Raw genomic sequence first — 24,902 nt, 5'->3', positions numbered from 1 at the left:
GATGTCAGATACACACGCCGCCTCCGTCCCTTATGTGCGGGACACCATGTTGCCACAGCACGCGCCCCCGCCAACCGCGCAGGGGCCTGTAAAATGGGTCCGCGAAAGCCTGTTTTCGTCGATCCCTTACACCATTCTCACGTTCGCAGCGCTTTACGTTATCTACCTGATCCTTTCCGGCTTCCTTCCTTGGTTGCTGGGCGGCGTTTGGACGACATCCAACATTCGCGAGTGTCGCGAAGTATTGGACGGCGTCCAAGCCGGCTGTTTCTCGGTGCTGACAGAACGCTGGAACCAACTGTTGTTTGGTATCGCCTATCCACAGGACGGCTACTGGCGCCCGACATTGGCATTCGTGCTCCTGTTCGTTGCTGTGTCACCGGTGCTGTTTAGCAATCTGCCACGCGGGCTCATTCTTTTTACCGTCATCTATCCTTTCATCGCCTTTTGGTTGATCTGGGGCGGTTCCCTTTTAGTACCGTTGTCGGCGTTGCTGGCCGTTGTGGTTGGCTATGTGGTCTACAGCAGAATCGTTAAGACAAGCTTTGCAGGCGGCCTTTTTGCGGGTCTCATTGCAGGCGTCGTGACGTGGTTTATCTGCGGCTTCATTACGCCAAGCCTATCCGGCGTACTCGCGCTGGAACCGGTCGCCTCGCGAAACATGGGGGGCTTTATGCTCAACATGATCTTGGGCGTGATCTGCGTGTCTTTGTCCTTGCCGATGGGCATTCTGCTTGCGCTGGGTCGTCAATCGAGCTTGCCGATCATCAAACTGATCTGCGTTGTTTTCATTGAGTTTATCCGAGGGGTGCCTCTGATTACGTTGCTTTTTGTTGCCAACGTGGTCCTGGCTTACTTCCTGCCACCGGGCACAAACTTCGACCTGATCCTGCGTGTTATCATCATGATCACCATGTTCGCGTCTGCCTATATCGCCGAGGTGATCCGCGGCGGGTTGGCAGCCTTGCCACGTGGTCAATACGAGGCTGCAGATAGCTTGGGCCTAGATTATGCGCAGGCCATGCGCCTGATTATTTTGCCCCAAGCCTTGAAAATCTCGATCCCAGGGATCGTTAACGTGGCCGTCGGGCTGTTCAAGGATACTACGCTGGTGTCGATTATTTCGATGTTCGACCTGGTTGGGATGATCCGCGGGCCGATCCTAGCGTCGACTGACTGGAACGGCGTTTACTGGGAACTGTGGGGCTTTGCCGCCTTGCTCTTCTTCGTCGTCTGCTACGGCATCTCGCAATATTCACAATGGCTGGAACGTCAACTCCAGACCGACCACCATTAAGGAAAGGCTGTAATTATGGCTGAACAAGCACAAGCGCTGAAAGTCTCGAACGAGGTCGCGATCAGCATCGAGAACATGAACAAGTGGTACGGCACGTTTCACGTGCTGCGGGATATTGATCTGACCGTTTACCGTGGTGAACGTATCGTTATTGCCGGACCGTCGGGCTCGGGGAAGTCAACTCTGATCCGCTGTATCAATGCCTTGGAAGAGCACCAGAAAGGCCGGATCGAAGTCGACGGTACGGTGCTGTCTTCGGACGTTAAGAACATCGACAAGATCCGCTCCGAAGTTGGGATGTGTTTCCAGCACTTCAACCTTTTCCCACACTTGACGATCCTCGAAAACTGCACGCTTGCTCCGATCTGGGTGCGAAAAACACCTAAGAAGGAAGCCGAAGAAATCGCGATGCATTTCCTTGAAAAGGTTAAGATCCCGGATCAGGCGGACAAGTACCCAGGTCAGCTTTCTGGTGGTCAGCAGCAACGCGTGGCGATCGCGCGCAGCCTGTGTATGCGTCCGCGTATCATGTTGTTTGACGAACCAACCTCAGCCCTGGACCCGGAGATGATCAAAGAGGTTCTGGACACGATGGTCGAACTGGCTGAGGAAGGCATGACGATGCTCTGCGTGACGCACGAGATGGGCTTTGCCCGTCAGGTGGCAAACCGCGTCATCTTTATGGATGAAGGTCAGATCGTCGAACAGAACGAACCCGAAGAGTTCTTTAACAACCCCCAAAGCCCGAGGACCAAGCTGTTCCTCAGCCAGATTTTGGGCCACTAAGTTTCAAGGGCGGGGATTTCCCCGCCCTTTTTTATTGGGCAAGCATCCGTGGCGTCATGTACGCCTGTACGTCGCCGCTGTGCCAGTGCACACCCCTCCAGTCGTCCACTTCGAATGACATCACCATTGTCGCACCCGGTGGGCTTCCCGCTGCAAGATGAGCTGTGGCACCTACACGAGGCAGGAGGTGCGCCATCTCCGCCACGCCGGGGTTGTGCGCCAGAAGTAATACTGTGGACCCTTCAGCGCCCTGTATGGCCGCCATCAGCCGTTCTGTATCTGCTAGATAAAGGCGGTCTGTGAAGATTCGTTTAACAGCGGAGGGAATTTCCAAAAGTTCGAGCGTTTCCGACGTTCGCCGAGATGCAGAACATAGCACAAGATCAGGTCTGTAGTCTTCGGCGTCGAGCCATCGCCCGATTGCATGTGCGTCTTGCCGACCTTTGTCATCCAAAGGCCGGTCAAAGTCCGTCGCGATCCCCGCCGGCCAACCTGCTTTTGCATGGCGCATCAGAATAAGGCGTCTCATCAACGTTTCCTTAATGTATCGGCCGCATAAACAAGAAGCTCAAACAGCCGGAAACAGGGGGGGGCATTATGCAGTAATTTATATAGTCGTTGTTACTGGCCGCGGATGATGCTCCCTGCACCATGTTCGGTGAAAAGCTCCAACAAGCAGGCGTTAGGGGCTCTCCCGTCCAAAATCACCGCTGCGCGCACGCCACCGTCGATCGCATCAAGCGCAGTTTGTGTTTTGGGTATCATGCCACCGGCAATCGTTCCGTCTGCCACCATCTCGCGTATCTGGCTCGCTGTTAGCTCCGTCAGCACGTCGCCTTCGGCATTCTTCACGCCCGCAACGTCGGTAAGCAGCAGCAAGCGGTCTGCCTTCAGCGCAGCTGCAATCGCGCCCGCCGCAGTATCGCCGTTGATGTTAAATGTTTCACCGTTGCGGCCCATGCCAAGGGGCGCAATCACCGGGATAATCCCTTTGTCGGCTAGATCGCGGAGCAAACGGGGGTTTACTTCGGTCGGTGCGCCAACCAACCCCAGCTCTGGGTCCTCTTGGTCACAGATAATTAGGCCGCTATCCTTGCCAGACACACCGACGCAACGCCCACCCTGTGCCGTGATCGCTTGCACAATGCGGGCGTTCACAAGGCCCGACAGAACCATTTCAACGATTTCCATCGTAGCAGCGTCGGTCACCCGTTTGCCGTTTACGAATTCGGACTTGATGTTCAGCCGGCCGAGCATGTCGTTAATCATCGGGCCGCCGCCGTGAATGATGACGGGGTTCACGCCGACCTGGCGCATAAGTGCTACGTCGCGTGCGAACTCTTCCATCGCATCGTCGCTGCCCATGGCGTGACCGCCCAGCTTTATAACAACGGTCGCGTCAGCGTAACGCTGCAAGTAGGGGAGCGCTTGGCTCAGGGTGCGTGCGGTGGCGATCCAGTCGCGATTCATGTCTTGTTTTCTCATTCTCTGCCTCGGTAAACGCCGAAGTGCTCGTCACTCCAACGTCGCGATAATGGCACGGAGCGTAGGGATGCCCCAGCCCTTTTCAGAAGACGTAACCACGATTTCGGGGTAGGCGGCTGGGTGCTTGGCAAGCGCACCGCGGACCTGATCCAGAACCTTCTGACGCTCTGCTTCTTTAACTTTGTCGGCTTTCGTGAGGACACATTGAAAAGTCACGGCTGAGCTATCCAGCAAGGACATGATTTCGTCATCGACCTTCTTCACGCCATGCCGCGCGTCGATCAGCACAAACGCCCGGCGGAGCGTTTGCCGACCTGACAGGTACTGTTTCAGCAACCGCTGCCATTTTTCGACGACGGGTAGAGGGGCGTTTGCATAGCCATACCCGGGCAAATCGACGAGGTAGTGATCGTCGGCCGCAGTAAAATAGTTGATCTCTTGCGTGCGCCCCGGCGTGTTGGACGCTCTTGCCAACGCTTTTGTGCCCGTCAAGGCATTGATCAAAGTCGATTTACCAACATTTGATCGCCCTGCAAAACACACCTCCATCCGGTCGGCGGGTGGCAGGCCGTCCATCGCGACAACGCCTTTCACAAACAGCGTTTCGCCTGCAAATAGCATGCGGCCTTTTTCGGCTGCATAGGCATCAGGCTCTTCGGCGATGCTAAATTGGACTTGCATGAGTTAAAGTACCTTTACCTGGTCGCTAAGTGCGACGGAGCCCGTGTGAATGACCTCAGCGTATACGCAGAAATCTTGGTGACCCCAAGTGCTCAATACGCGCAACATGTCGATGTCGCGTTCGCCTTTGTGTAGATTCGCGGTGGTAGCTTGGCACCGCTTGGTGCGGTCCCGTATGCGTAGGACAGTTTCGCCACCTGACACGTCGTGCCCGACCCAATCAAGATCGCTCCATTGTGTTGTGGTATCAAACCAAATGGTGCTTTTGACCCGGTGCTCAAATTCGTACAATGCGCCCATTCGCTCTCATCTAGACGCGCCGCGCCATGCGCTACCGCCCAGGTCTGGTTCCACGGCATCGACTGCCCCGTGGAGGGCGCTGTATGATCCAGCTCTTCGCGACCATTGCTTTTGAGCGGGTGGCGATAGAGCTGGGTCACCGTTGTCATTATTTCGGATCACCCTTCCGTCCGAATTTCATGCTGCCTTTGATATTTCCTAGGATATCAGGCTTATAGCCCTGGCTGCGCATGATCAGGTACTGCTGCGTAAAGGTAATCGTGTTGTTTGCGATCCAGTAGACAACGAGGCCAGATGCGAAACCGCCAAGCATGAACATAAAGACCCAGGGCATCCAAGCAAAGATCATCTGCTGTGTGGGATCGGTAGGAGCCGGGTTCAGTTTCTGTTGCAGGAACATCGAAATACCCAGCAGCAGCGGTAGGATCCCGATAAAGACCAAGGCCAGAACGGTCCCTGCTTCGGGCGCAGCCCATGGCAGCAGTCCATAGAAATTGAAGATAGATGTCGGGTCTGGGGCGCTCAAATCCTGAAACGGGCCGAAGAAGGGCGCGTGGCGCAGTTCCAACGTGACGAAGATCACTTTGTAGAGGGAAAAGAAAATCGGGATCTGCATCAAAATCGGCAGACAGCCGGCGGCTGGGTTCACTTTCTCGCGTTTATATAGCTCCATCATGCCCTGTTGAAGCTTTTGACGGTCGTCGCCTGCATCCTTTTTCAGCTTCTCCATCTGTGGCTGAAGCTCTTTCATCTTCGCCATCGAAACGTAGGATTTATACGCAAGTGGGAAGAGCAGAGCTTTGATCAGCAACGTCAGGCCGATGATCGCGACACCCATGTTGCCGATCAGCAGGTTTAGATGGTGAAGTACCCAAAAGATCGGTTTGGTCAGGAAAAAGAACCAGCCCCAATCGATGGAGTCGATAAACTTGTACACGCCTTGCGCCTCATAGTCGCGCAGAATTTCCCATTCTTTGGCGCCGGCGAACAACTGTGTGGTGACCGTTGCTGTCTGACCGCTTGCGACAGTTTGCGTCGGCATCACGGATTCGGTTTGAAAAATCTCGGTGCGTGGCAGGTACTTGACTGACAAGCGCGTTGGCTGTGCCGGATCCGGGATCAGGTTGGTCATGAAATAGTGCCCGGTGAAGCCGATCCAGCCGTTGGTTACACCGTCAATACGTTTGGATGGCACGCCGTTCACGACATCCAGCTCGGGAATGTCATCCCAAGCGGTCTCAAGCAGTTCACCATTGTTCATGGCGACAAGACCCTCGTGAAGAATGAAGAAATTCTGCGCGTCGCTTGGAATACCGTGGCGTGCAATTAGCCCGTAAGGTGCAAGCGAAACCGAGTTTTCGGAAGTGTTCTCAACCTTCTGTTCGATCTTGAACATATAGTTTTCGTCGATTGAGATGGTGCGTGAGAAAAGCTGGCCGGCGTCGTTGTCCCAAGTGAGCGTGACCGGGGTTTCGACTGACAGCGTTTCACCTTGGCTAAGCGTCCAAAGGGTGTTTGGTCCTGGAACTTGTTCAGGGGCAATCCCCGCACCTGGAGCCCAGCCGTATAGCGCATAGTATGCGTCGGGTGTGCCTGCAGGTGATAGCAAGCTTACGATGGGAGCATCGTCTTCGATAGTTGTGTTGTAATCCTTCAAATGAAGGTCGTCGACCCGCCCCCCTAGCAGTGAGATTGAGCCGGAAATGCGAGCCGTTTCAACGGGAATACGCGGTGCTTCTTCGAGAGCTGCCGTTGCCTCGTCCGACGCGTCGGTAACATTGTCCGCTGCGCCTGCACTTGAAGGGACAACAGCCTCTGTCGAGGTTGCGTCCGTCACTTGCTGTGTGGCAGCCGGGTCAGTGATGGTTTCGGTTTCCGGAGGCGGAAACAACACGAACCATCCTAGGATGACTATGAAACTTAGAACCGTCGCGAAAATGAGATTCTTGTTTTGATCGTCCATGTGACCGTCACCTGATGCCTGTAATATCAGCGTGGGTTCAACAGAGTAAGGCACCAAAGGTCAAGTAGATTCGCCTTTTCCCCTTTGGTGCATACTGATCTGTCGAAGCTGAACATCAACGAATGCCACCTACCACACTGGGCAGGCGTGTCAGTTTTTGGCTATGTGTATGCATCCATGTGGTCGCTTCGTGTATCTGCATGGGCGGCGCGATGCCGTCGCCTTGAACATGGTCGCAGCCCAGTTGAGACAATAAGCTATGCTCTCCGGCGGTTCGTATATCACAGGCCAGGGTTTCGACGCCTAAATCATGAGCCATCGCAACTACCGCTGACAGGATGCGGCGACGGTTGGGGTGTTTATCAACGTCATTAGTGAGAGACGGGTCGATAATAGCGAGGTCAACGCCGCATTTTTGAATAATCTCAACGCAGTGCGGACCGCTGCCAAAACCGTTAAGCGCGATACCGCATCCTAGCGTACGAAGGTCACGGCATGTGTAAATCAGTGGGTGAGAAGGCGTATGCTGGCAAAGGTGTTGCGGTAGGGCTAGTCGCAAAGTACCGGGTTTGACGTCAAGACGATCAAGTTCCCATTCCAGTTTTGCCGCCAGCTGCACGTCCTCGACTTGCTCGGTAGAAAGGCTGCATGTGATGAGAATAGGAAAGTGAGGCGCTCGTTGCAGGGTTTTGGCCCTGTGCAGCGCGTGGGTCAGACTGCTGAAGTGACTGAAAAGGGTTTCATCCTCTGCAATTTCCGAGGTGCTGACCGGCGCGGCCATGTCGGTGTTCATGCTGGTGTGGCAGGCCGGAACTGCAGAAAATCCGGTGATCATGCCGGAATGGGTGGATATCTGAGGCTGAAATAGAGTTCGAGCGTGCTGCATCGGTTCCCGAGGTGTAGGATCGGTGCCGCCGCTTGGTCGGGCAGTGGCCGTCCTATCCAGGGGGCGCGTTCGCATTGGTTCTGATGGTGTACTACGCCACCTATCTGAAGCCAAATACAGCAAAGGGGGGGCGATAAAGCCGATGAAAATTAACCCCTGCCAGCCGAACCAAAGCACGGACAACGCAAACCCCAGCAAAAGCACGAGGCCAGCGGGTAAATGACGACGGGTTGTGCTACGCTCGGAACGATTAGATTGAAGATCCTGTTGCAAATGAAGCCTCGGCTGACAGTGTTATCGCCATACCGATAGCCCTTGCCTCTGACCAAAAGATTAATGTTCTGCCTTTGATCTACAGAATTTGAATAAAACTCTCAGCTTTTCGAGGGTTTACTTGTCTCGAGTGAGGCCCGCAAAATCAAACAGGTTCGGGTCCAACAGATGCGAAGGGCGTGCGTTCATCAGCGCGCGGAACATCACCTGGCGGCGTCCGGGGCTATTCGCCTCCCAGCCGTCTAGAATCGATTTTACCTGCTGGCGTTGCAGACCGTCTTGCGAGCCGCACAAATCACACGGAATGATTGGATAATTCATGGCAGTAGAGAATTTTTCGCAATCGACCTCCGCGACATGGGCGAGGGGGCGGTATAGGAACAGATCGCCTTCTTCGTTCACGAGTTTTGGCGGCATGGTCGCCAAGCGCCCGCCATGAAACAGGTTCATGAAAAACGTCTCTAGGATGTCATCACGGTGGTGGCCTAGGACAACAGCGGTACATCCTTCTTCGCGTGCGATGCGATAGAGGTGCCCGCGACGAAGCCTACTGCACAACGCACAGAATGTGCGGCTCGAGGGTATTTTATCCATGACGATGGAATAGGTATCTTGGTATTCGATGCGGTGTTTGACACCCATCTTTTCAAGAAACGCGGGCAAGACCGTGGCGGGGAAATTGGGCTGACCTTGATCGAGGTTGCAGGCGACCAGTTCGACGGGCAGAAGACCGCGCCATTGGAGCTCGTGCAAGATGGCCAGCAGGGTGTAGCTATCTTTGCCCCCGGACATGCAAACCAGCCATTTGCCGCCGGGTTCGATCATCCCGTATTGCTCAATCGCCTCGCGCGTTTGTCGCACAAGACGTTTGCGCAGTTTGCGAAACTCGGTGCTTTGGGGGGCACCGTTGAAGAGCGGGTGAATATCTTCGGGATGATCAAGCATGGGCTTGGCTTAGTGCAACTGAGTTTGCCGATCAAGCGCCAGTGCATGTGTATGGCGGCGATTGGTGATGTAGAGAAAGGAGAGAAGCGAAAGGGCTAGTCGGGTACGTTGTCGATGCCGCTATCGCCCCAAGGGTGGCAGCGAGCGATGCGCCGCAGGGTGAGCCAGCCGCCCTTGAGGCCGCCATGTTTAGCAAGTGCTTCCAGCGCATATGCGCTGCATGTCGGATGGTAACGGCAGTTGTGGCCAACCCAGGGGCTGAAGACGAGGCGATACCCTTTCACAGGCAGTGCCAAAACGCGCGCCAAAGGGGTCACTTTTTTGAGCCAGAGCGTTGCTTGCCGTGCAGGATCCCCAAGGCTTTGGTAAAATCCGACTGCAATTTGTCAAAAGGGATGGATGCCGTGGCATCGCTGCGACCTACGAGGACATAATCCATACCGTCGCGTCCCTCGTGAGGGAGCGTCAGGCGTGCGACTTCGCGTAGACGTCGTTTGGCCCGATTGCGCGCGACAGCGTTGCCCACTTTTTTAGAGCAGGTGAACCCAACCCGTATGCCATCGGCTTCGCCCGCTGCGCGTTTACGCATCTGCAGGATGAAACCGGGCATGGCGACCCGAGGGGCACGGGATGCCCGTTGAAAGTCGGGGCGATTTTTGAGCGTTTGCACACGTAAAGAAACCGCCGGAAGCGTTTCCTCTGGTGTGGCGATGCTGCCATCCATAGGTGCCTCCGACGGTGTCATATCTTTTTGAAACCGAGGTCGCGTATTACGCGCTCAGTTCCTTCCGGCCTTGTGCACGGCGCGCGTTGATGATCTTGCGACCCGCTTTGGTTGCCATGCGTGCGCGGAAACCGTGGCGCCGTTTGCGCACAAGGTTTGAAGGTTGATAGGTGCGTTTCATCGCTCCGACTCCACTTTATACTTTAGCACGCGACCAGATTCGGCGCGTCACTGTCATTTCAAGCCCTGCTCCTAAAGCTGCAGCACGGGCAAGTCAAACCCTTGGTGCCGTTATTTCGGCCTTTGCAACAAATTAAGCCAGCTTATCTGCGCAATGTTACAGTTTTCTTGGGAATTGCCGTGACATCGTCATAAAAGCCGCCTTCACATCAACCACACGTGAGCACCCTATCTGACTGGCGATATTTGACCCATCTAATAAGGAGCAACTTATACCTTTTTGAAAGTGACCCGACAATATGTCCGCACAAGCCTCTGAAAAGCCTTCGTGGTTTCGCTACTTGCCCTTTGTGGTCATCTTGGCGGTCGCGGTGATCGGCTATTTCGCCCTGCGCGATTTCCTTACCTTCGAGACGCTGCGCGACAACCGCGAGGCGTTGATCGCTTTTCGTGACCAGAACTATGCGCTGACGATCCTCGTTTTTCTGGGTATTTATGTCATGATTGTGGGGTTTTCCCTTCCAGGGGCGAGCGTGGCAACAATCACCGGCGGTTTTCTATTCGGGACAGTGTTCGGCGTTCTGGCAAATGTCACCGGCGCGACACTGGGGGCGGTCGTGATCTTTCTTGCCGCGCGTATGGGTCTCGGAGAGACATTGAAGGCGCGCATGGACGCGTCGGAAGGGCTTGTGCGGAAGGTCAAAGCGGGCATTGACGAAAACCAGTGGTCGATGCTTTTCTTCATACGATTGGTGCCCGTGGTGCCCTTCTTTGTGGCGAACCTTATTCCTGCCTTTCTGGGCGTGCCTCTTTATCGTTTTGTGATTTCTACCTTTCTAGGGATCATTCCCGGGTCGCTTGTGTTCACCTCAATCGGTGCTGGGCTGGGTTCCGTTTTTGCACGGGGTGAAACGCCAGACTTCGGCATTATATTCGAACCTCACATCCTGCTTCCCATTCTGGGGCTTTGCGCTTTGTCGGTGCTGCCCGTCGTGTTGAAAGCTGTCACCGGCAAAAAGGAACTTTTGAAATGAATCGCATCAAAACTGACCTGTTGATCATTGGCGCAGGCTCCGGCGGGTTGTCCGTCGCGGCGGGGGCGTCACAAATGGGGGCGGACGTTGTGCTGCTTGAAGGGCACAAGATGGGCGGCGACTGCCTGAACTTTGGCTGCGTGCCGTCGAAGGCGCTGATTGCTACGGGCAAGGCGGCCTATGGGCAGCGGCACAGCGCGGAATATGGCGTGGCCAATGCGGCGGGCGAGGTGGATTACGCCGCTGCAAAAGATCATGTGGCGGACGTGATTGCTCAGATCGCGCCCGTCGATAGTCAGGAACGCTTCGAAGGCTTCGGGGTCAACGTGATCCGGGAGTACGGGCGCTTCATCTCCGAAGACGAAGTGCAGGCCGGGGATACGGTGATCAAGGCGCGGCGCATCGTCATCGCGACGGGGTCATCGCCGTTGGTGCCCCCGATTACAGGTCTGGATAAAACGCCGTACGAGACGAACGAGACCTTGTTCAATCTGCGCGAAAAGCCTGAGCATCTGCTGATCATCGGTGGCGGGCCGATCGGGATGGAAATGGCGCAGGCCCACATACGCATGGGGTGCAAGGTTACCGTGATCGAGGGAGATAAAGCGCTTTCAAAGGACGACCCCGAACTTGCCGCCATCGTTTTGCAAACGCTCAAGGACGAAGGCATCGAGATTGCAGAGGGTGCGCAAGCTGCTGAAATCCGTGGGGATGTCGGCGCGATAGAGGTGGAAGCAAAAGACGGGCGCGTATTCAAAGGCTCGCATCTTCTGGTAGCCGTCGGCCGCAAGGCAAACACGGATCGTCTGGATCTGGAAAAGGCGGGGATCGAACCGATCAAGAACGGGATCAAGGTTGACGATTCCCTGCGCACCACCAACCGCAAGGTCTACGCCATTGGCGACGTTGCAGGCGGGATGCAATTTACTCATGTCGCGGGCTATCACGGCGGCGTCGTGATCCGGTCGCTGATGTTCGCGCTGCCTGCCAAGGCGAAGACGGCGCATATCCCGTGGGCCACCTACACCGACCCTGAACTGTCGCAAGTGGGCCTGACCGAGGCGCAAGCCAAAGAGAAACACGGTGACAAGCTGGAGGTCGTGCGCTTTCACTATAACCACAATGATCGCGCCATCGCGGAGCGTAAAACCAAAGGTTTGATCAAGGTCATGGTGGTCAAGGGGCGCCCCGTGGGCGCAAGCATCGTCGGTTACCAAGCAGGAGAGCTGATCAACCTGTGGGCTTTGGCGCTGGCAAATAACATGAAAATGAGCCAGATTGCGTCTATGGTTGCACCTTACCCTACCATCGGCGAAATCAACAAACGTGCGGCGGGGGCGTATTTCAGCCCGCGTCTGTTCGAAAGCGATTTGGTCAAGACTGTCGTTCGACTGGTGCAGCGGTTCATCCCATAAAGCGCGCGCCTATGCTCAAATCCCTCTCTGGCAGGCTTCTTATTCTGACCACCATCTTTGTGATGCTGGCGGAAGTGTTGATCTTTGTGCCCTCTATCGCACGGTTTCGCGAAGAATACATGATGAACCGGCTAGAGAGGGCGCAGATCGCGTCGCTGACCCTGCTCGCAAGCGATATGATCGACCCCGAGCTTGAGGCAGAGCTGTTGCGCACCGCGCAGGTGTTTAATGTGGTGCTGCGGCGGGACCGCATACGGCAATTGGCACTGTCCTCCCCGATGTCGCAGACGATCAAAGAAACATACGATCTGCGCGATGCCTCCGCATGGGTGTTGATTCGCGATGCGTTTCATCAGCTGGCCGAAACAGAGCCGGGGGTGATCCGCGTGATCGGTGCCCCGGTGCAGGATGCGGGCTTGCTGATCGAAATCACAATGGAGGCGGGCTCCTTACGGACCGCCATGATCGACTATGGTATTCGCATTCTGGTGCTTTCTGCCGCCATCTCGATGATCACGGCGTTCTTGCTGTTTCTGACCATGCGGGCGTTTTTGCTGAAACCGATCAAGGGTGTGGTCGGGCATATGCAGAACTACGCGCTTGCCCCCGAGGATGCGCGACGAATCATTTCACCTTCTGCTGGTGTGACAGAGGTGCGAGAGGCCGAAGAAGCTTTGATGAAGCTTGAAACCGAACTGACCCAAGCCCTGCGCCAGAAAGAGCGTCTGGCGCAGCTGGGGCAGGCGGTGAGCAAGATCAGCCACGATCTGCGTAACATACTGACATCGGCACAGTTGTTTACCGACCGGATCGAAATGTCCGAGGATCCGACGGTCAAACGCATGGCCCCCAAGCTGGTCAGCTCAATCACCCGCGCCGTGCACCTGTGCGAATCCACGCTGGCCTTTGGCCGCGCAGAAGAGCCAAGTCCGACGCTGACGGTCACGCCACTGTTGCGCATCGTCGATGACGTCGTTGATAGCGAGCGGCTGGCGATCAACGGGGCGGACCTGACGTTCACCTGCGACGTGCCGCAAGATTTGCACGTGCGCGCCGATCCGGAGCATTTGTTCAGGGTCTTGGCAAATCTTGTGCGCAACGCCCGACAGGCGATCATCGCCACGGGTAAATCCGGCGAAATCATCGTTGCTGCCAGTGAACAGGCCGGCGACTGGGTGATCCGCGTCAGCGACAACGGCCCCGGCCTTCCCCCCAAGGCGCGGGAGCATCTGTTTACTGCGTTCAAGGGCGGTGCGCGCAAGGGGGGCTCCGGTCTGGGCCTTGCCATCGCGGCAGAGCTGGTGCGCGGTCACGGTGGGACGCTCAAACTGTCAGAGACAAGCGCGTCGGGCACGGTATTCATCGTGACATTGCCCAAGGGCGACGGGTCTTTCTAATTTGTTTGAAGAAAATTCACGTTAGGCAAAAGAAGGGGTTGCAAACCCCCGCGCCCAGAACTAAACCCCGCCTTAACGGACCGATAGCTCAGCTGGATAGAGTACCTGACTACGAATCAGGGGGTCGGGGGTTCGAATCCTCCTCGGTCCGCCACTTTCAAACATCGTTAGATTTTGAACTTGGCGGCACAACCGTCCGCAACTTTCATAATCAAATTGATCACCCTGCACGCATGATCGCGCGCTGGGCTGTTTGTGTTTAATCGTTTGATTTTATGGGGGTATGGCCCCTGGGGGCAAGGTAACCCGCGCGGGTGCAAGGGCGCGCGGGTTGTTGGTGAGGTTGCCTCATGCGGCAGGCTTAGGCGATGGCCTCGTCCCAGCCGGTGTCCTGATCCGCCAGTTTGACACGGGTCGGCAGACCGATGGTGTCGAGCAGGGCGAACAGCGGCTTTGGGTCCAGCTCTTCGACGTTCACCATCGTGCCGGTGTCATAGGTGCCATCGGCAATCAGCATCGCCATCGCCACGGGGGGCACGCCAGCGGTATAGGAAATGCCCTGGCTGCCGACCTCGTTATAGGCGTCCTTGTGGTCGGCGACGTTGTAGACAAACACCTCTACATCCTTGCCGTCCTTGGTGCCTTTGACCAGATCGCCAATGCAGGTCTTGCCAGTATAGTTCGGGGCAAGGGTCGATGGGTCGGGTAGCACGGCTTTGACCACCTTCAGCGGCACGACCTCGAGCCCCTCGGCGGTCACAACGGGCTGTTCAGACAGCAGGCCAAGGTTCTGCAGCACGGTGAAGACATTGATGTAGTGATCACCAAAGCCCATCCAGAAGCGCACGTCGGCCTCCGGATAGTTCGCGGCGAGCGAATGCACCTCGTCATGGCCGGACATATAGGCCTTTTGCTTGCCAACGACGGGCAGATCCCATTCGCGGCCGACCTCGAACATCTTGTTCTCTTGCCACGCGCCGTCCTGCCAGCTGTAGACCGTGCCGGTGAATTCGCGGAAGTTGATCTCGGGGTCGAAGTTGGTCGAGAAGTACTTGCCGTGATTGCCCGCGTTGATGTCGACGATGTCGATGGATTTCACGTCGTCCATGAATTCGTCCACGGCGAAACGGGCGAAGGCGTTAACCATACCGGGATCGAAGCCTGCCCCCAGAATAGCGGTGGTGTTGGCCTTGGCGCAATCCTCGCGGCGTTTCCATTCGTAGTTGCCGTACCACGGGGGCGTTTCGCAGATTTTGGTCGGGTCTTCGTGAATGGCCGTGTCGATATAGGCGACACCGGTGCGGATGCAGGCTTCGAGCACGGTCATGTTCACGAAGGGCGAACCGACATTAATCACAATTTGCACGCCGAGGTCGTTGATCAGCGCCTCAACCGCGTCGCTGTCCATCCCGTCGACCGCATGGGCCTTGAATACGCCGTCCTGTTTCATCGCGCCTTTGGCATGCACGCTTTCAATGATCGCTTCGCATTTTGACACGGTGCGGCTGGCGATATGCAGATCGCCCAACACGTCATTATTTTGCGCGCATTTATGCGCCACGACCTGAGCCACGCCACCGGCGCCGATGATAAGAACGTTACGTTTCATGTATTCAGTACACCTCTTGTAAGGGAAGGGTTAGGAGAGGGCGGATTTGAAATCCTCGTAGTCGAATGACCGGACCGATGTGATCGTTCCATCAAGTTCACGAATGGCGATGCCGGGCATCTTGACGCCGTTGAACCAGTTCTTCTTGACCATAGTATAGCCCGCAGCGTCCTGAAACGAAATGCGGTCACCGGGTTTAAGCGGGGCGTCGAACTTGAACTCGCCAAAGATGTCGCCCGCAAGGCAGGATTTGCCGCAGATCATCCAGTCGTGATCGCCGGTGTTCGGGGCCACTTTGGCGGGCTCGCGGTAGATCAGCAGATCAAGCATATGCGCCTCGATCGAGCTGTCGACGATGGCAAGGTTCTTGCCGTTGTGCAGCGTGTCGAGCACGGTCGTCTCTAGCGTGGCGGCACCGGTAATCGCGGCTTCGCCCGGTTCGAGGTAGACCTGCACGCCATAGGTATCCGACAGGATTTTCAGCCGCGCGGCCAGACGGTCCAACGGGTAGCCTTCGCCGGTGAAATGGATGCCACCACCAAGGCTGATCCAGTCCATCCGGCGGATCGTGTCGCCAAAGCGGTCCTCGATCAACGTCAGCATGTCAGCGAAACGGTCAAAATCGTCATTCTCGCAGTTGTTGTGGAACATCAGCCCAGTGATGCGATCGGCCACGGCCGCGATCTGCGCCGGATCGTGTTCGCCCAAACGGCTGAAGGGGCGGGCGGGGTCGGCCAGATCGAATTCCGATGTCGATACACCGGGGTTCACCCGCAGCCCGCGCGTATGCCCTGCCGATGCCGCATCGAAACGGTCCAGCTGGCCGATGGAATTGAAGATGATCTTGTCGCTATTGGCCAGCACCTCGGCGATCTCGTCATCGTCGTAGGCGACTGAATAGGCGTGGGTTTCGCCGCCGAATTTCTCGTACCCCAGTTTGACCTCATAGAGCGAGGAGGACGTGGACCCATCCATATACTGCGCCATGAAGTCAAAGACCGACCATGTGGCAAAGCATTTCAATGCCAGCAAGGATTTCGCGCCGGATGCCTCGCGCAGCCAGGCGATCTTTTCCATGTTGGCCTGAAGGCGGGATTTGTCGATCAGATAATACGGGGTCTTCATGGCAGATCCTTTACAAAACGACGCAGACGCGGTGCGCGTTCCGATTAGGGGATGTTGCCGTTCAACGCAAACTCTGATGTGTCACGAACGGAGGACGCAGTGGCGGTGTGCGGGGGGGGGGCGGCTGGGGCTTAGTTGCTGCGGAAAATGCGCGACTCGCCGATCATTTGTTCCAGCGCCGCGATCCTCTCGGCACTCTGGTCGGAGCTGCGCGATTGCACGTCGGCGACCAGCGCTTCGATCAGAAAGCTAATCGCCAGCGTTGAGTCCCAGCTCGACGGCACCTCGACCATGGCGCGGAAACAGTGGCGGGCGTGTTTTTCGATAGGCGACCCCCAGGCATCGGTGAACAGCACGATGGTCGTGCCTTGCTTGACCGCAAGATCGGCGAGCTTTTCCAGCTCTTTTTCGTAGCGGCGGATGTCAAAGACGATCAGCACTGAACCCGCGTCCATATCCAGCAAGGATTGCGGCCATGCACTGGGGGAGGAATTGAGCAGGGTGACCTGCGGCCGGATGATCTGCAGGTGGTTGAAAAAGTAATGCGCGTTGGACCGCGTGATCCGCCCGCCCAGCAGATAGAGCCTGTGCGACGGATCGGAAAGCAGCGCCGCAACCTCGTCGAATTCAGCCAGATCAAGCCGTTCAAGCGTGCGGTTCACATTGCCCGATACCGCCTGAATAAAGCGCGATACCACGTGATCGCTGCTGTCACCGGGGGTGTCGAGCTTGGCCAGCGGCTTTTTCATCCGTGCGCCGATTTCGTCGCGGATGGCGTCCTGCATATCCGAGAAACCGTCGAACCCCAGCTTGCGCGCCAGCCGGATGATGGTGGGCGATGACACCTCGGCCAGCTCGGCCAGCCGTGTGATGGATTGCAGCCCCGTGAGCAACTGGTCGTCCAGCAGAACAGCCGACAGTTTACGCTCTGCCGCCGTTAGCTCGGTCTGCTTTTCTTTCAGCAGATCGCGGACCAGTGCTTTTTTGTGCAACTCATGTTCCTTTCGGTACAGCGCAGATCAGTGTGAAGCAAAGATTACAGAAAAAATCTTGACAGGCTAGAAAATTCTGTAGTGATTGTGAGGCAACAAGACGATAGGGGCGCCGTGACCAATACTGACTGGAATGCCGTAAACATCGTGAACCCGCAGGGGCAGGGGGGCTGGCTGTTGGTGTGTGAACACGCCTCGCGCCGGATACCCGATGCGTTGGACGGGTTGGGGATGTCCCCTGCGGCAAGCTGTTCGCACGCCGCATGGGACATTGGCGCGCTGGATGTGGCGCACGCGCTGTCAGATGCTCTGGACGCGCCTTTGGTGGCCGGTGACATCTCCCGTCTGGTCTATGATTGCAACCGCCCGCTTGAGGCCCCGGACTGTATTCCGGCGCGCAGCGAGATCTATGACATCCCCGGAAATGCCGCTTTGGACGATGCCGGACGGCAGCAGCGTTTTGATCAGGTGCATACGCCATTTCACGATGCGGTCGCCCGTGTTCGCGAAAGCTGGCAGCCCACCCAAGCCGCACCGGTGCTGGTCACGATCCACAGCTTTACGCCTGTCTATAACGGGGCGACCCGCGCGGTTGAACTCGGCTTTCTCTATCACGCGCAGCCCGCCGCCGCGCAGGCCTTGCTGGCGGTTGAACAGGCGCGGGGGCGCTATGCGTCGGCGCTGAACGAACCCTATGCCGCGACGGACGGCGTGACCTATACGCTTGAAAAACATGGCGAGGCGCAGGCGCTGCCCGCCGTGATGATCGAGATTCGCAATGATCTGATCGATACACCCGAAAAAGCGCAGGACATGGCGCGGCATCTGGCCGAAAGCCTGACCCAAGCCTTTCCCATCCCCGACAGCGAGGCCGCAGAATGAACGCGATGCGCAGATATATCCGGGTGGTCGACGGCTTTAACTATGGCCTTGGCCGGATCATGATGTACGGGATTTTCGTGCTCATGGGGATCCTGCTGTGGTCGTCCTATAACAAGACATTCGCCTCGCCGCAGATCTGGACGCTGGAAATGGCGCAGTTCGTGATGGTGGGCTATTACATCCTTGGCGGGCCTTATGCTTTGCAGATGGGAGCGAACGTGCGGATGGACCTGTTCTATGCCGAATTGACCCCGCGCAAGAAGGCCTGGACGGACTGTATCACCGTCTTTTTCCTGCTGATCTATCTGGTGATACTACTATGGGGCGGTATCGAATCCACGATGTATTCGTTCAAGTACGGGGGGGAGCGCAGCCCGACCGCGTGGCGCCCCTATATGTGGCCGGTCAAAGTGACCATGTGCATCGGCATCACCCTGATGCTGCTTCAAGCTGTCTCTGAACTGTTCAAGGACATCCTTTTCCTCAAATCGGCAGAGGAGACCCGCGATGCCCTATGAGTTGATCGCCATCCTGATGTTTTCGACCATGATGCTGATGCTGCTGACCGGACAGCGGGTGTTCGGGGCCATCGGCTTTGTCGCGGTGATTGCGGCGCTGTTTCTTTGGGGGGATCGCGGCGGCTATGACATCGGGTTCTCTGCCGCGATCAAGCTGATGCGTTGGTATCCGCTGCTGACCCTGCCGATGTTCATCTTCATGGGGTACGTGCTGTCGGAAAGTAAAATTGCCGACGATCTATATAAAATGTTTCACGTGTGGATGGGTGGTCTGCGCGGGGGGCTGGCCATCGGGACGATCGGGCTGATGGTGCTGATCTCTGCCATGAACGGCCTGTCGGTGGCGGGCATGGCGATTGGGGCCACGATTGCGCTGCCCGAGCTTTTGAAACGCAACTATGACAAGCTGATGGTGACAGGGGTCATTCAGGCGGGGTCCAGCCTTGGTATCCTTGTGCCGCCGTCGGTCGTGCTGGTGCTCTATGCCATGATCGCGCGGCAACCAGTGGGGCAGCTGTGGCTGGCCGGCGCGATCCCGGGGCTGATGATGGCCACGATGTTCATCATCTATATCGCCATCCGCTGCCGCCTGAACCCCGACCTGGGCCCCGCCCTTTCCGCCGAGGAACGCGATGTGGGCTGGCCCGAAAAGCTGCGCTTGCTGCGCGCGGGCCTGCTGCCGGTTGTGATCTTTGCCGTGATGATGGTGCCCTTTGTGAACGGCTGGACCTCGCTTGTCGAAAGCTCTGCCATTGGTGCGATTGCGGCCTTTCTGGCAGCCGTGCTCAAGGGGCGGATGACGCGGGCGGTGTTCGAGACGTCGGTGCGCCAGACCCTTGCGATCACGTGCATGTTCATGTGGATCATCCTCGCCGCGCTGGCCTTTGGTGCGGTGTTCGACGGGCTTGGGGCGGTCAAGGCGATTGAAAACCTGTTTACAGAACAATGGGGTCTGAACCCTTGGGTGATCCTGATCCTGATGCAGCTGTCGTTTCTGGTCATGGGGACGTTTCTGGACGACACGGCGATGTTGGTCATCGTGGCCCCGCTTTACGTGCCGCTGGTGGGTGCGCTCGGGTTCGATCTGGTGTGGTATGGTGTGCTTTATACGATCACCTGCCAGATCGCCTATATGACGCCGCCCTTCGGCTATAACCTGTTCCTGATGCGCGCCATGGCCCCGCCAGAGATCACGATCCGCGATATCTACCGGTCGATCATCCCCTTTGTCGGGGTCATGGTGCTGGCGCTCGCGGTGGTCATGATCTTCCCGCAGATCGCGCTTTGGCTGCCGGACTATGTCTATGGAAAATAAGCATTAACAACCAAGCGGTCAGAGCAACTGGCCCTTTTCATCCCAACCCCAACAAGGAGTATGAGACATGACAACAAGACGTAAGTTCCTGAAAGGAGCCGCCGTTGCCGGTCCGGCAACCCTTGCCGCACCATCGATCCTGCACGCCCAAGAGCCGATCCGCTGGCGTTTCCAGACCTATGCGGGGTCTGCACTTGGCGAAGAGGTGACGAAACCCGCCATCGACGCGATCAACGCTGCTGCCCAAGGTGAGCTGGAAATCGAGCTTTTCTATGCCGACCAGATCGTCCCCACGGGCGAGCTGTTCCAGGCGCTGCAACGCGGCACCATCGACGGCGTGCACTCGGATGATGACTCCATGGCGTCGCCCACGCCTGTCCGGTCCTTCGGCGGGTATTTCCCGCTGGCGACGAAACACGCGCTCGACGTGCCGGTGCTGTTCAACCAATACGGTCTGGCCGACATCTGGCGCGAGGAATACGCCAAGGTTGGCGTGCACTGGCTATCTGCGGCGGGGCAAGACCCGTGTAACTTCAACACCGTCAAACCGATCAAATCGCTGGCAGACATGGACGGGCTGAAGCTGTATACCTTCCCGACGGCGGGTCGCTTCCTGTCGCAATTCGGCGTCGTGCCGGTCAACATCCCCTATGAAGACGCCGAAGTCGCGGTGCAGACGGGCGAGCTGGACGGTATGGCGTGGTCCGGCATCACCGAAGACTACACCGTGGGCTGGGCCGATGTGACCAACTACTTCTGCACCAACAACATCTCGGGGGCGTGGATCGGGTCGTTCTTCGTCAACGCCGAGAAATGGGCAGAGCTGCCTGACCACCTCAAGCAGATTGTGAACTCCGCGATCGAGGCAAGCCACACCTACCGCAACCAATGGTACTGGGGCGGCGAGGCGCGCCTGCGTGCATCGGGCGAGAAGCTGGAGCTGACATCCGTACCGCAGGACGAATGGAAAGTGGTCGAGGAAGCGGCGGTGAAATTCTGGGACGAGATGGCGGAAGAAGGCGAAACCGCCGCCAAGATCGTGCAGATTTTCCGCGACTATAACAACGTCATCTCGAAAGCGGGCCCGCCCTATACTTTCGGCTGATCCGGCTTTGACATCATGACCATCGGGGCGGCGCATCTGTGCCGCCCCCTCACATCAAAAGGGACGTTTGCAGATGGGCAACCTTACTTTCGACACGCTCAAGGACCTGGCCGCCAAAGGCGAGGTGGACACGGTGCTGGTGGCACTGGTGGACATGCAGGGCCGCCTGATGGGCAAGCGTTTTCACGTCACGAATTTCATCGACCATTCCCATGCGGAGACGCATTGCTGCAACTATCTGCTGGCAACCGATCTGGTGATGTCCACGCCCGAGGGCTTTGCCTCGACCAGCTGGGAAACCGGCTATGGCGACTATGTGCTGCGCCCCGATCTGTCGACCATGCGCCATGTGCCGTGGCTGGATAAAACCGTGCTGGTGCTTGGCGATGTGCTCGATCACCACACCCACGAACCTGTCTCCCATTCGCCGCGCGCCATGCTGAAAAAGCAGATCGCCCGACTGGATGCGCTTGGTTTTGACGCGATGATGGCAACCGAGCTTGAGTTTTTTCTGTTCGAGGGCGATTACCGCACCTTGCAGAAAGAGAAATACGCCAACCTCGTGCCCCTGAACGGCCACAACGAAGATTACTGCCTGTTCCAGACCACGAAAGAGGAAAGCTTCCTTCAGCCGCTGCGCAACCATCTCGTGGGGGCGGGGATTCCGGTCGAATGCACCAAGGGTGAGGCCGAGGTCGGCCAGCAAGAGCTTAACATCCGCTATGCCGATGCGCTGGCCTGTGCCGATCATCACACGATTTCGAAACAAGCGGTGAAAGAGATCGCCTATCAGCAGGGGTTCTCGGCGTCCTTCCTGCCCAAGTGGTCGGCGGATAAGGTGGGGTCGTCCAGCCACGTGCATATGTCGCTGTGGAAAGACGGCGCGCCTGCGTTCTATGACAAGGACGCCAAGCTGGGCATGTCGCAGATGATGCAGCATTTCATGGCCGGTCTGATCGCCTATGCCCCTGATATTACGTATTTCTTCGCGCCCTATATCAACAGCTACAAACGCTTTGCCAAAGGCACCTTTGCGCCTACGAAAACCGTCTGGTCTGTCGATAACCGCACCGCGGGCTTCCGGCTGTGTGGCGATGGCACCAAGGGTATTCGCGTTGAATGTCGCATTGGCGGGTCTGACCTGAACCCCTATCTGGCGCAGGCTGTGTTGCTGGCGGCAGGGCTGAAGGGGATCGAGGAAAAGCTGCCTTTGCAAGAGCCGACGATGGGCGATGTCTACGAAGACGCCAACGTCACCGAAATCCCCCGCACCCTGCGTGCCGCGACCCAAACGCTGCGCAACTCTGCCATGCTGCGCGAGGCCCTTGGCGACGACGTGGTTGACCACTACACCCGCGCAGCCGAATGGGAGCAGGAGGAATACGACAAGGTCGTGACCGACTGGGAAATCAACCGCGGATTTGAGCGAGCATAAACCATGACAAACACTTTGAAATGTATCTCACCGATTGACGGATCGGTTTACCTTGAACGCCCTGTCCTGTCGCTGGAGGGGGCACGCGATGTCTGCGCCCGCGCCAAGGCAGCACAAGGCGCATGGGCCGCGCGCCCCTTGTCCGAACGTGTGCAACTGGTGCGCGATGCCATTGCCGAGGTGGGCAAAACCACCGATCGTATGGCGCAGGAACTGGCGCATCAGATGGGCCGTCCCGTGCGCTATGGCGGCGAGTTTGGCGGCTTTGCCGAGCGCGGCAACTATATGGCAGATATCGCCGAAAAGGCGCTGGCCCCGACGATTGTCGAAGACAGCGACAAGGCCACCCGCAAGATCTCCCGCGAGGCGCGCGGCGTTGTATTGGTCGTGGCCCCGTGGAACTACCCCTATATGACGGCGATCAACACGGTCGCGCCAGCGCTGATCGCGGGGAATACCGTGGTGCTGAAACACGCCACCCAAACCCTGCAAGTGGGTGAACGTCTGGCCGAAGCTTTCCACGCCGCAGGTATCCCCGACGATGTCTTCCAGAACGTCTTTCTTGATCACGACACCACCTCGGCGCTGATCGCTGAACGGCAGTTCGGCTTCGTGAACTTCACCGGATCTGTCGGGGGCGGCAAGGCGATGGAGATTGCAGCCGCAGGCACCTTCACCACCGTCGCGACCGAACTGGGGGGTAAAGACCCCGGCTATGTGCGCGCCGACGCGGATGTTGACGCCGCCGTTGACGGGCTGATGGATGGGGCGATGTTCAACGCGGGGCAGTGCTGCTGCGGGATCGAACGGATTTATGTGCACGAAAGCCTGTATGATGCCTTTGTCGAAAAGGCTGTGGCTTGGGCCAATGCGCTCAAGCTTGGCAACCCGCTTGAGGCGGATACCGATATCGGCCCCATGGCGAACGTCCGTTTCGCCGCCGAGGTCCGCGCCCAGATATCCGAGGCCGTCGCCGCCGGTGCGACCGCGCTGATCGATACCTTTGAGGCGGATGACGGCGGTGCGTATCTCACGCCGCAGATCCTGACCAACGTCACCCACGACATGCGCGTGATGCGCGACGAAAGCTTTGGCCCCGTCGTGGGCATCATGCCTGTCAAGGACGACGCGGAAGCAATTGCGCTGATGAACGACTGCCAGTTCGGCCTGACCGCCGCGATCTTTACCAAGGATGCGGATGCCGCCGATACCATCGGCGCGCAGCTGGAAACCGGCACCGTGTTCATGAACCGCTGCGATTACCTTGATCCGGCCCTGTGCTGGACCGGCTGCAAGGACACAGGGCAGGGCGCGGGCCTGTCCGAGCTTGGCTATCAGGCGCTGACGCGCCCCAAATCTTACCACCTGAAAAAGGCTTGATCCTTATGGCACTGCAAAACAACTGGTCCTACCCCACCGCCATCCGCTTTGGCGCGGGCCGTATTTCTGAAATCGGAGAGGCCTGCGTGGCCACGGGGATGAAAAACCCCTTGCTGGTGACGGATAAGGGCCTTGCCTCGATGGAAATCACGACCCGCACGCTGGACCTGCTGGACGGCGCGGGCTTTGGCCGCGCGATGTTCTCGGAAGTGGACGCGAACCCGACCGAACTGAACCTCGAGGCGGGGCTGAAGGTCTACCGCGAGGGCGGGCACGACGGTGTGATCGCCTTTGGCGGTGGCTCTGGCCTTGATCTGGGCAAGATGGTCGCCTTCATGGCGGGGCAGTCGCGGCCTGTGTGGGATTACGAAGATGTGGGCGATTGGTGGACCCGCGCCGATGCCGACGCCATCGCGCCGATCATCGCCGTGCCCACCACGGCGGGCACCGGGTCCGAAGTGGGGCGCGCGTCGGTGCTGACCAACTCTGAAACCCATGTGAAAAAGATCATTTTCCACCCCAAAGTGCTGCCCAGCATCGTGATCTGCGACCCCGAGCTGACGGTGGGGATGCCCAAACATATCACCGCAGGCACCGGCCTTGATGCCTTTGCCCATTGCGTCGAGGCGTTCAGCAGCCCGCATTACCACCCCATGTCGCAGGGTATCGCGCTGGAGGGCATGCGGCTGGTCATCGACTATCTGCCGCGTGCCTATGCAGACGGCAACGACATCGAAGCACGCGCGCAGCTTATGTCGGCGGCGGCGATGGGGGCGACGGCGTTCCAGAAGGGTCTGGGCGCGATCCACGCCATGAGCCACCCGATCGGCGCGGTGTTTAACACGCACCACGGCACCACCAATGCGGTCTGCATGCCCGCGGTGCTGGACCTGAACGAGCCTGAAATCCGCGAACGCTTTGACCGCGCGGCAGGGTATCTGGGGATCGACGGCGGCTATGACGGCTTCCGCGCCTTCGTGCAGGAGTTCAACGACAGCTTCGGTATCCCGCGCAAACTGTCGGAAATGGGCGTGAGCGCAGACCGGATCGACGATCTGGTCGCGATGGCGCTTGAAGATCCGTCTTGCGGTGGCAACCCCGTGACATTGACCACCGAAAACCTGCGCAAGCTGTTCGAGGCGACAATCTAAACTTCCGTAGAGGGCCCAAAAGAA

General features: G+C 57.7%; 25 protein-coding genes and 1 tRNA gene. 13 read left to right on the top strand and 13 right to left on the bottom strand.

What is annotated here, in order from left to right; translation table 11 throughout:
- Position 1: 1 nt before the first annotated feature.
- Both SJY36_RS12810 and SJY36_RS12805 read left to right on the top strand, forming a co-directional pair.
- Positions 2–1,297, top strand: coding sequence for an amino acid ABC transporter permease (locus SJY36_RS12810; RefSeq protein WP_386175633.1), 1,296 nt, complete (start codon positions 2–4; stop codon positions 1,295–1,297).
- A gap of 15 nt (positions 1,298–1,312) precedes the next feature.
- The gene (locus tag SJY36_RS12805; protein ID WP_005849767.1) at positions 1,313–2,083 is read left to right on the top strand and encodes an amino acid ABC transporter ATP-binding protein; all 771 of its coding nucleotides are present in this window, start codon (positions 1,313–1,315) and stop codon (positions 2,081–2,083) included.
- A gap of 31 nt (positions 2,084–2,114) precedes the next feature.
- On the opposite strand, the gene SJY36_RS12800 is transcribed toward SJY36_RS12805, so the two are convergent.
- The 10 genes from SJY36_RS12800 to rpmH all read right to left on the bottom strand — a co-directional run bounded on the left by SJY36_RS12800 (position 2,115) and on the right by rpmH (position 9,521).
- Positions 2,115–2,612, bottom strand: coding sequence for a SixA phosphatase family protein (locus tag SJY36_RS12800; RefSeq protein WP_386175630.1), 498 nt, complete (start codon positions 2,610–2,612; stop codon positions 2,115–2,117).
- Positions 2,613–2,704: 92 nt separating this feature from the next.
- Positions 2,705–3,568, bottom strand: a complete 864-nt coding sequence (gene argB, locus SJY36_RS12795; protein ID WP_174226614.1) for an acetylglutamate kinase — start codon at positions 3,566–3,568, stop codon at positions 2,705–2,707.
- A gap of 30 nt (positions 3,569–3,598) precedes the next feature.
- A complete protein-coding gene (gene yihA / locus SJY36_RS12790) occupies positions 3,599–4,249 on the bottom strand; it encodes a ribosome biogenesis GTP-binding protein YihA/YsxC (protein WP_037944854.1) in 651 nt (216 codons plus the stop codon).
- A 3-nt stretch (positions 4,250–4,252) separates the two neighbouring features.
- Positions 4,253–4,549 (bottom strand): MOSC domain-containing protein, encoded by a 297-nt coding sequence (locus SJY36_RS12785; RefSeq protein WP_386175627.1) that lies wholly within the window; start codon positions 4,547–4,549, stop codon positions 4,253–4,255.
- 148 nt (positions 4,550–4,697) lie between these two features.
- The gene (gene yidC, locus SJY36_RS12780) at positions 4,698–6,512 is read right to left on the bottom strand and encodes a membrane protein insertase YidC (RefSeq protein WP_288960297.1); all 1,815 of its coding nucleotides are present in this window, start codon (positions 6,510–6,512) and stop codon (positions 4,698–4,700) included.
- A 115-nt stretch (positions 6,513–6,627) separates the two neighbouring features.
- On the bottom strand, positions 6,628–7,398 hold the full coding sequence (locus tag SJY36_RS12775; RefSeq protein WP_386176500.1) for an EAL domain-containing protein: 771 nt from the start codon (positions 7,396–7,398) through the stop codon (positions 6,628–6,630).
- 390 nt (positions 7,399–7,788) lie between these two features.
- Positions 7,789–8,616 (bottom strand): tRNA 2-thiocytidine(32) synthetase TtcA, encoded by an 828-nt coding sequence (ttcA, locus tag SJY36_RS12770; RefSeq protein ID WP_386175625.1) that lies wholly within the window; start codon positions 8,614–8,616, stop codon positions 7,789–7,791.
- 95 nt (positions 8,617–8,711) lie between these two features.
- Complete coding sequence (yidD, locus tag SJY36_RS12765; RefSeq protein ID WP_386175622.1) at positions 8,712–8,933, bottom strand: membrane protein insertion efficiency factor YidD; 222 nt, start codon at positions 8,931–8,933, stop codon at positions 8,712–8,714.
- Complete coding sequence (rnpA, locus tag SJY36_RS12760; protein WP_386175619.1) at positions 8,930–9,361, bottom strand: ribonuclease P protein component; 432 nt, start codon at positions 9,359–9,361, stop codon at positions 8,930–8,932. The genes yidD and rnpA overlap by 4 nt, the downstream gene beginning before the upstream one ends.
- A gap of 25 nt (positions 9,362–9,386) precedes the next feature.
- Positions 9,387–9,521 (bottom strand): 50S ribosomal protein L34, encoded by a 135-nt coding sequence (gene rpmH / locus SJY36_RS12755; protein ID WP_005849748.1) that lies wholly within the window; start codon positions 9,519–9,521, stop codon positions 9,387–9,389.
- 298 nt (positions 9,522–9,819) lie between these two features.
- On the opposite strand from rpmH, the gene SJY36_RS12750 reads away from it, so the two are divergent.
- The 4 genes from SJY36_RS12750 to SJY36_RS12735 all read left to right on the top strand — a co-directional run bounded on the left by SJY36_RS12750 (position 9,820) and on the right by SJY36_RS12735 (position 13,520).
- Positions 9,820–10,554, top strand: coding sequence for a TVP38/TMEM64 family protein (locus SJY36_RS12750; protein ID WP_386175616.1), 735 nt, complete (start codon positions 9,820–9,822; stop codon positions 10,552–10,554).
- Positions 10,551–11,969 (top strand): NAD(P)/FAD-dependent oxidoreductase, encoded by a 1,419-nt coding sequence (locus SJY36_RS12745; RefSeq protein WP_037965969.1) that lies wholly within the window; start codon positions 10,551–10,553, stop codon positions 11,967–11,969. The genes SJY36_RS12750 and SJY36_RS12745 overlap by 4 nt, the downstream gene beginning before the upstream one ends.
- 11 nt (positions 11,970–11,980) lie before the next feature.
- Positions 11,981–13,366: a HAMP domain-containing sensor histidine kinase gene (locus SJY36_RS12740; protein ID WP_037944838.1), complete on the top strand. Its 1,386-nt coding sequence runs from the start codon at positions 11,981–11,983 to the stop codon at positions 13,364–13,366.
- A gap of 77 nt (positions 13,367–13,443) precedes the next feature.
- Positions 13,444–13,520, top strand: a tRNA-Arg gene (locus tag SJY36_RS12735).
- Positions 13,521–13,727: 207 nt separating this feature from the next.
- On the opposite strand, the gene SJY36_RS12730 is transcribed toward SJY36_RS12735, so the two are convergent.
- The 3 genes from SJY36_RS12730 to SJY36_RS12720 all read right to left on the bottom strand — a co-directional run bounded on the left by SJY36_RS12730 (position 13,728) and on the right by SJY36_RS12720 (position 17,092).
- Positions 13,728–14,975 carry a saccharopine dehydrogenase family protein gene (locus tag SJY36_RS12730; protein WP_005849740.1) on the bottom strand — a complete coding sequence of 416 codons (1,248 nt, stop codon included), beginning with the start codon at positions 14,973–14,975 and terminating at the stop codon, positions 13,728–13,730.
- 30 nt (positions 14,976–15,005) lie between these two features.
- Positions 15,006–16,100, bottom strand: coding sequence for a carboxynorspermidine decarboxylase (locus SJY36_RS12725; protein WP_386175611.1), 1,095 nt, complete (start codon positions 16,098–16,100; stop codon positions 15,006–15,008).
- 131 nt (positions 16,101–16,231) lie between these two features.
- Positions 16,232–17,092: a MurR/RpiR family transcriptional regulator gene (locus tag SJY36_RS12720; protein ID WP_386175608.1), complete on the bottom strand. Its 861-nt coding sequence runs from the start codon at positions 17,090–17,092 to the stop codon at positions 16,232–16,234.
- A gap of 114 nt (positions 17,093–17,206) precedes the next feature.
- On the opposite strand from SJY36_RS12720, the gene SJY36_RS12715 reads away from it, so the two are divergent.
- From SJY36_RS12715 to SJY36_RS12685, 7 genes are all read left to right on the top strand, one after another.
- Positions 17,207–17,974, top strand: a complete 768-nt coding sequence (locus tag SJY36_RS12715) for an N-formylglutamate amidohydrolase (RefSeq protein WP_289081716.1) — start codon at positions 17,207–17,209, stop codon at positions 17,972–17,974.
- Positions 17,971–18,492, top strand: coding sequence for a TRAP transporter small permease subunit (locus SJY36_RS12710; protein WP_005849730.1), 522 nt, complete (start codon positions 17,971–17,973; stop codon positions 18,490–18,492). Before SJY36_RS12715 ends, SJY36_RS12710 begins: the two co-directional genes overlap by 4 nt.
- On the top strand, positions 18,482–19,807 hold the full coding sequence (locus SJY36_RS12705; RefSeq protein WP_005849728.1) for a TRAP transporter large permease subunit: 1,326 nt from the start codon (positions 18,482–18,484) through the stop codon (positions 19,805–19,807). The genes SJY36_RS12710 and SJY36_RS12705 overlap by 11 nt, the downstream gene beginning before the upstream one ends.
- Positions 19,808–19,874: 67 nt before the next feature.
- Positions 19,875–20,912, top strand: coding sequence for a TRAP transporter substrate-binding protein (locus tag SJY36_RS12700; RefSeq protein ID WP_005849726.1), 1,038 nt, complete (start codon positions 19,875–19,877; stop codon positions 20,910–20,912).
- Between the two features lie 73 nt (positions 20,913–20,985).
- Positions 20,986–22,347, top strand: a complete 1,362-nt coding sequence (locus SJY36_RS12695; protein WP_184581482.1) for a glutamine synthetase family protein — start codon at positions 20,986–20,988, stop codon at positions 22,345–22,347.
- Between the two features lie 3 nt (positions 22,348–22,350).
- Positions 22,351–23,727: an aldehyde dehydrogenase family protein gene (locus SJY36_RS12690; RefSeq protein WP_386175602.1), complete on the top strand. Its 1,377-nt coding sequence runs from the start codon at positions 22,351–22,353 to the stop codon at positions 23,725–23,727.
- Between the two features lie 5 nt (positions 23,728–23,732).
- Complete coding sequence (locus SJY36_RS12685) at positions 23,733–24,878, top strand: iron-containing alcohol dehydrogenase (RefSeq protein WP_037944829.1); 1,146 nt, start codon at positions 23,733–23,735, stop codon at positions 24,876–24,878.
- Positions 24,879–24,902: the final 24 nt, after the last annotated feature.

The organism is Sulfitobacter sp. R86518 (assembly GCF_042466275.1).
Lineage (GTDB): Bacteria > Pseudomonadota > Alphaproteobacteria > Rhodobacterales > Rhodobacteraceae > Sulfitobacter > Sulfitobacter pontiacus.
The sequence above is the reverse complement of the archived record's forward strand: the minus strand, read 5'-3'. Positions and strand labels throughout refer to the sequence as shown.

Excerpts from the sequence above, each read along its gene's own strand:
- rnpA (WP_386175619.1), bottom strand. The coding sequence starts at position 9,361 with ATGACACCGTCGGAGGCACCTATGGATGGCAGCATCGCCACACCAGAG.
- SJY36_RS12705 (WP_005849728.1), top strand. The coding sequence starts at position 18,482 with ATGCCCTATGAGTTGATCGCCATCCTGATGTTTTCGACCATGATGCTG.
- SJY36_RS12775 (WP_386176500.1), bottom strand. The coding sequence starts at position 7,398 with ATGCAGCACGCTCGAACTCTATTTCAGCCTCAGATATCCACCCATTCC.
- rpmH (WP_005849748.1), bottom strand. The coding sequence starts at position 9,521 with ATGAAACGCACCTATCAACCTTCAAACCTTGTGCGCAAACGGCGCCAC.
- SJY36_RS12730 (WP_005849740.1), bottom strand. The coding sequence starts at position 14,975 with ATGAAACGTAACGTTCTTATCATCGGCGCCGGTGGCGTGGCTCAGGTC.
- SJY36_RS12750 (WP_386175616.1), top strand. The coding sequence starts at position 9,820 with ATGTCCGCACAAGCCTCTGAAAAGCCTTCGTGGTTTCGCTACTTGCCC.
- ttcA (WP_386175625.1), bottom strand. The coding sequence starts at position 8,616 with ATGCTTGATCATCCCGAAGATATTCACCCGCTCTTCAACGGTGCCCCC.
- SJY36_RS12800 (WP_386175630.1), bottom strand. The coding sequence starts at position 2,612 with ATGAGACGCCTTATTCTGATGCGCCATGCAAAAGCAGGTTGGCCGGCG.
- argB (WP_174226614.1), bottom strand. The coding sequence starts at position 3,568 with ATGAGAAAACAAGACATGAATCGCGACTGGATCGCCACCGCACGCACC.
- SJY36_RS12810 (WP_386175633.1), top strand. The coding sequence starts at position 2 with ATGTCAGATACACACGCCGCCTCCGTCCCTTATGTGCGGGACACCATG.
- yidC (WP_288960297.1), bottom strand. The coding sequence starts at position 6,512 with ATGGACGATCAAAACAAGAATCTCATTTTCGCGACGGTTCTAAGTTTC.
- SJY36_RS12725 (WP_386175611.1), bottom strand. The coding sequence starts at position 16,100 with ATGAAGACCCCGTATTATCTGATCGACAAATCCCGCCTTCAGGCCAAC.
- SJY36_RS12685 (WP_037944829.1), top strand. The coding sequence starts at position 23,733 with ATGGCACTGCAAAACAACTGGTCCTACCCCACCGCCATCCGCTTTGGC.
- SJY36_RS12785 (WP_386175627.1), bottom strand. The coding sequence starts at position 4,549 with ATGGGCGCATTGTACGAATTTGAGCACCGGGTCAAAAGCACCATTTGG.
- SJY36_RS12805 (WP_005849767.1), top strand. The coding sequence starts at position 1,313 with ATGGCTGAACAAGCACAAGCGCTGAAAGTCTCGAACGAGGTCGCGATC.
- SJY36_RS12695 (WP_184581482.1), top strand. The coding sequence starts at position 20,986 with ATGGGCAACCTTACTTTCGACACGCTCAAGGACCTGGCCGCCAAAGGC.
- SJY36_RS12745 (WP_037965969.1), top strand. The coding sequence starts at position 10,551 with ATGAATCGCATCAAAACTGACCTGTTGATCATTGGCGCAGGCTCCGGC.
- yihA (WP_037944854.1), bottom strand. The coding sequence starts at position 4,249 with ATGCAAGTCCAATTTAGCATCGCCGAAGAGCCTGATGCCTATGCAGCC.
- SJY36_RS12700 (WP_005849726.1), top strand. The coding sequence starts at position 19,875 with ATGACAACAAGACGTAAGTTCCTGAAAGGAGCCGCCGTTGCCGGTCCG.
- SJY36_RS12690 (WP_386175602.1), top strand. The coding sequence starts at position 22,351 with ATGACAAACACTTTGAAATGTATCTCACCGATTGACGGATCGGTTTAC.
- SJY36_RS12710 (WP_005849730.1), top strand. The coding sequence starts at position 17,971 with ATGAACGCGATGCGCAGATATATCCGGGTGGTCGACGGCTTTAACTAT.
- SJY36_RS12740 (WP_037944838.1), top strand. The coding sequence starts at position 11,981 with ATGCTCAAATCCCTCTCTGGCAGGCTTCTTATTCTGACCACCATCTTT.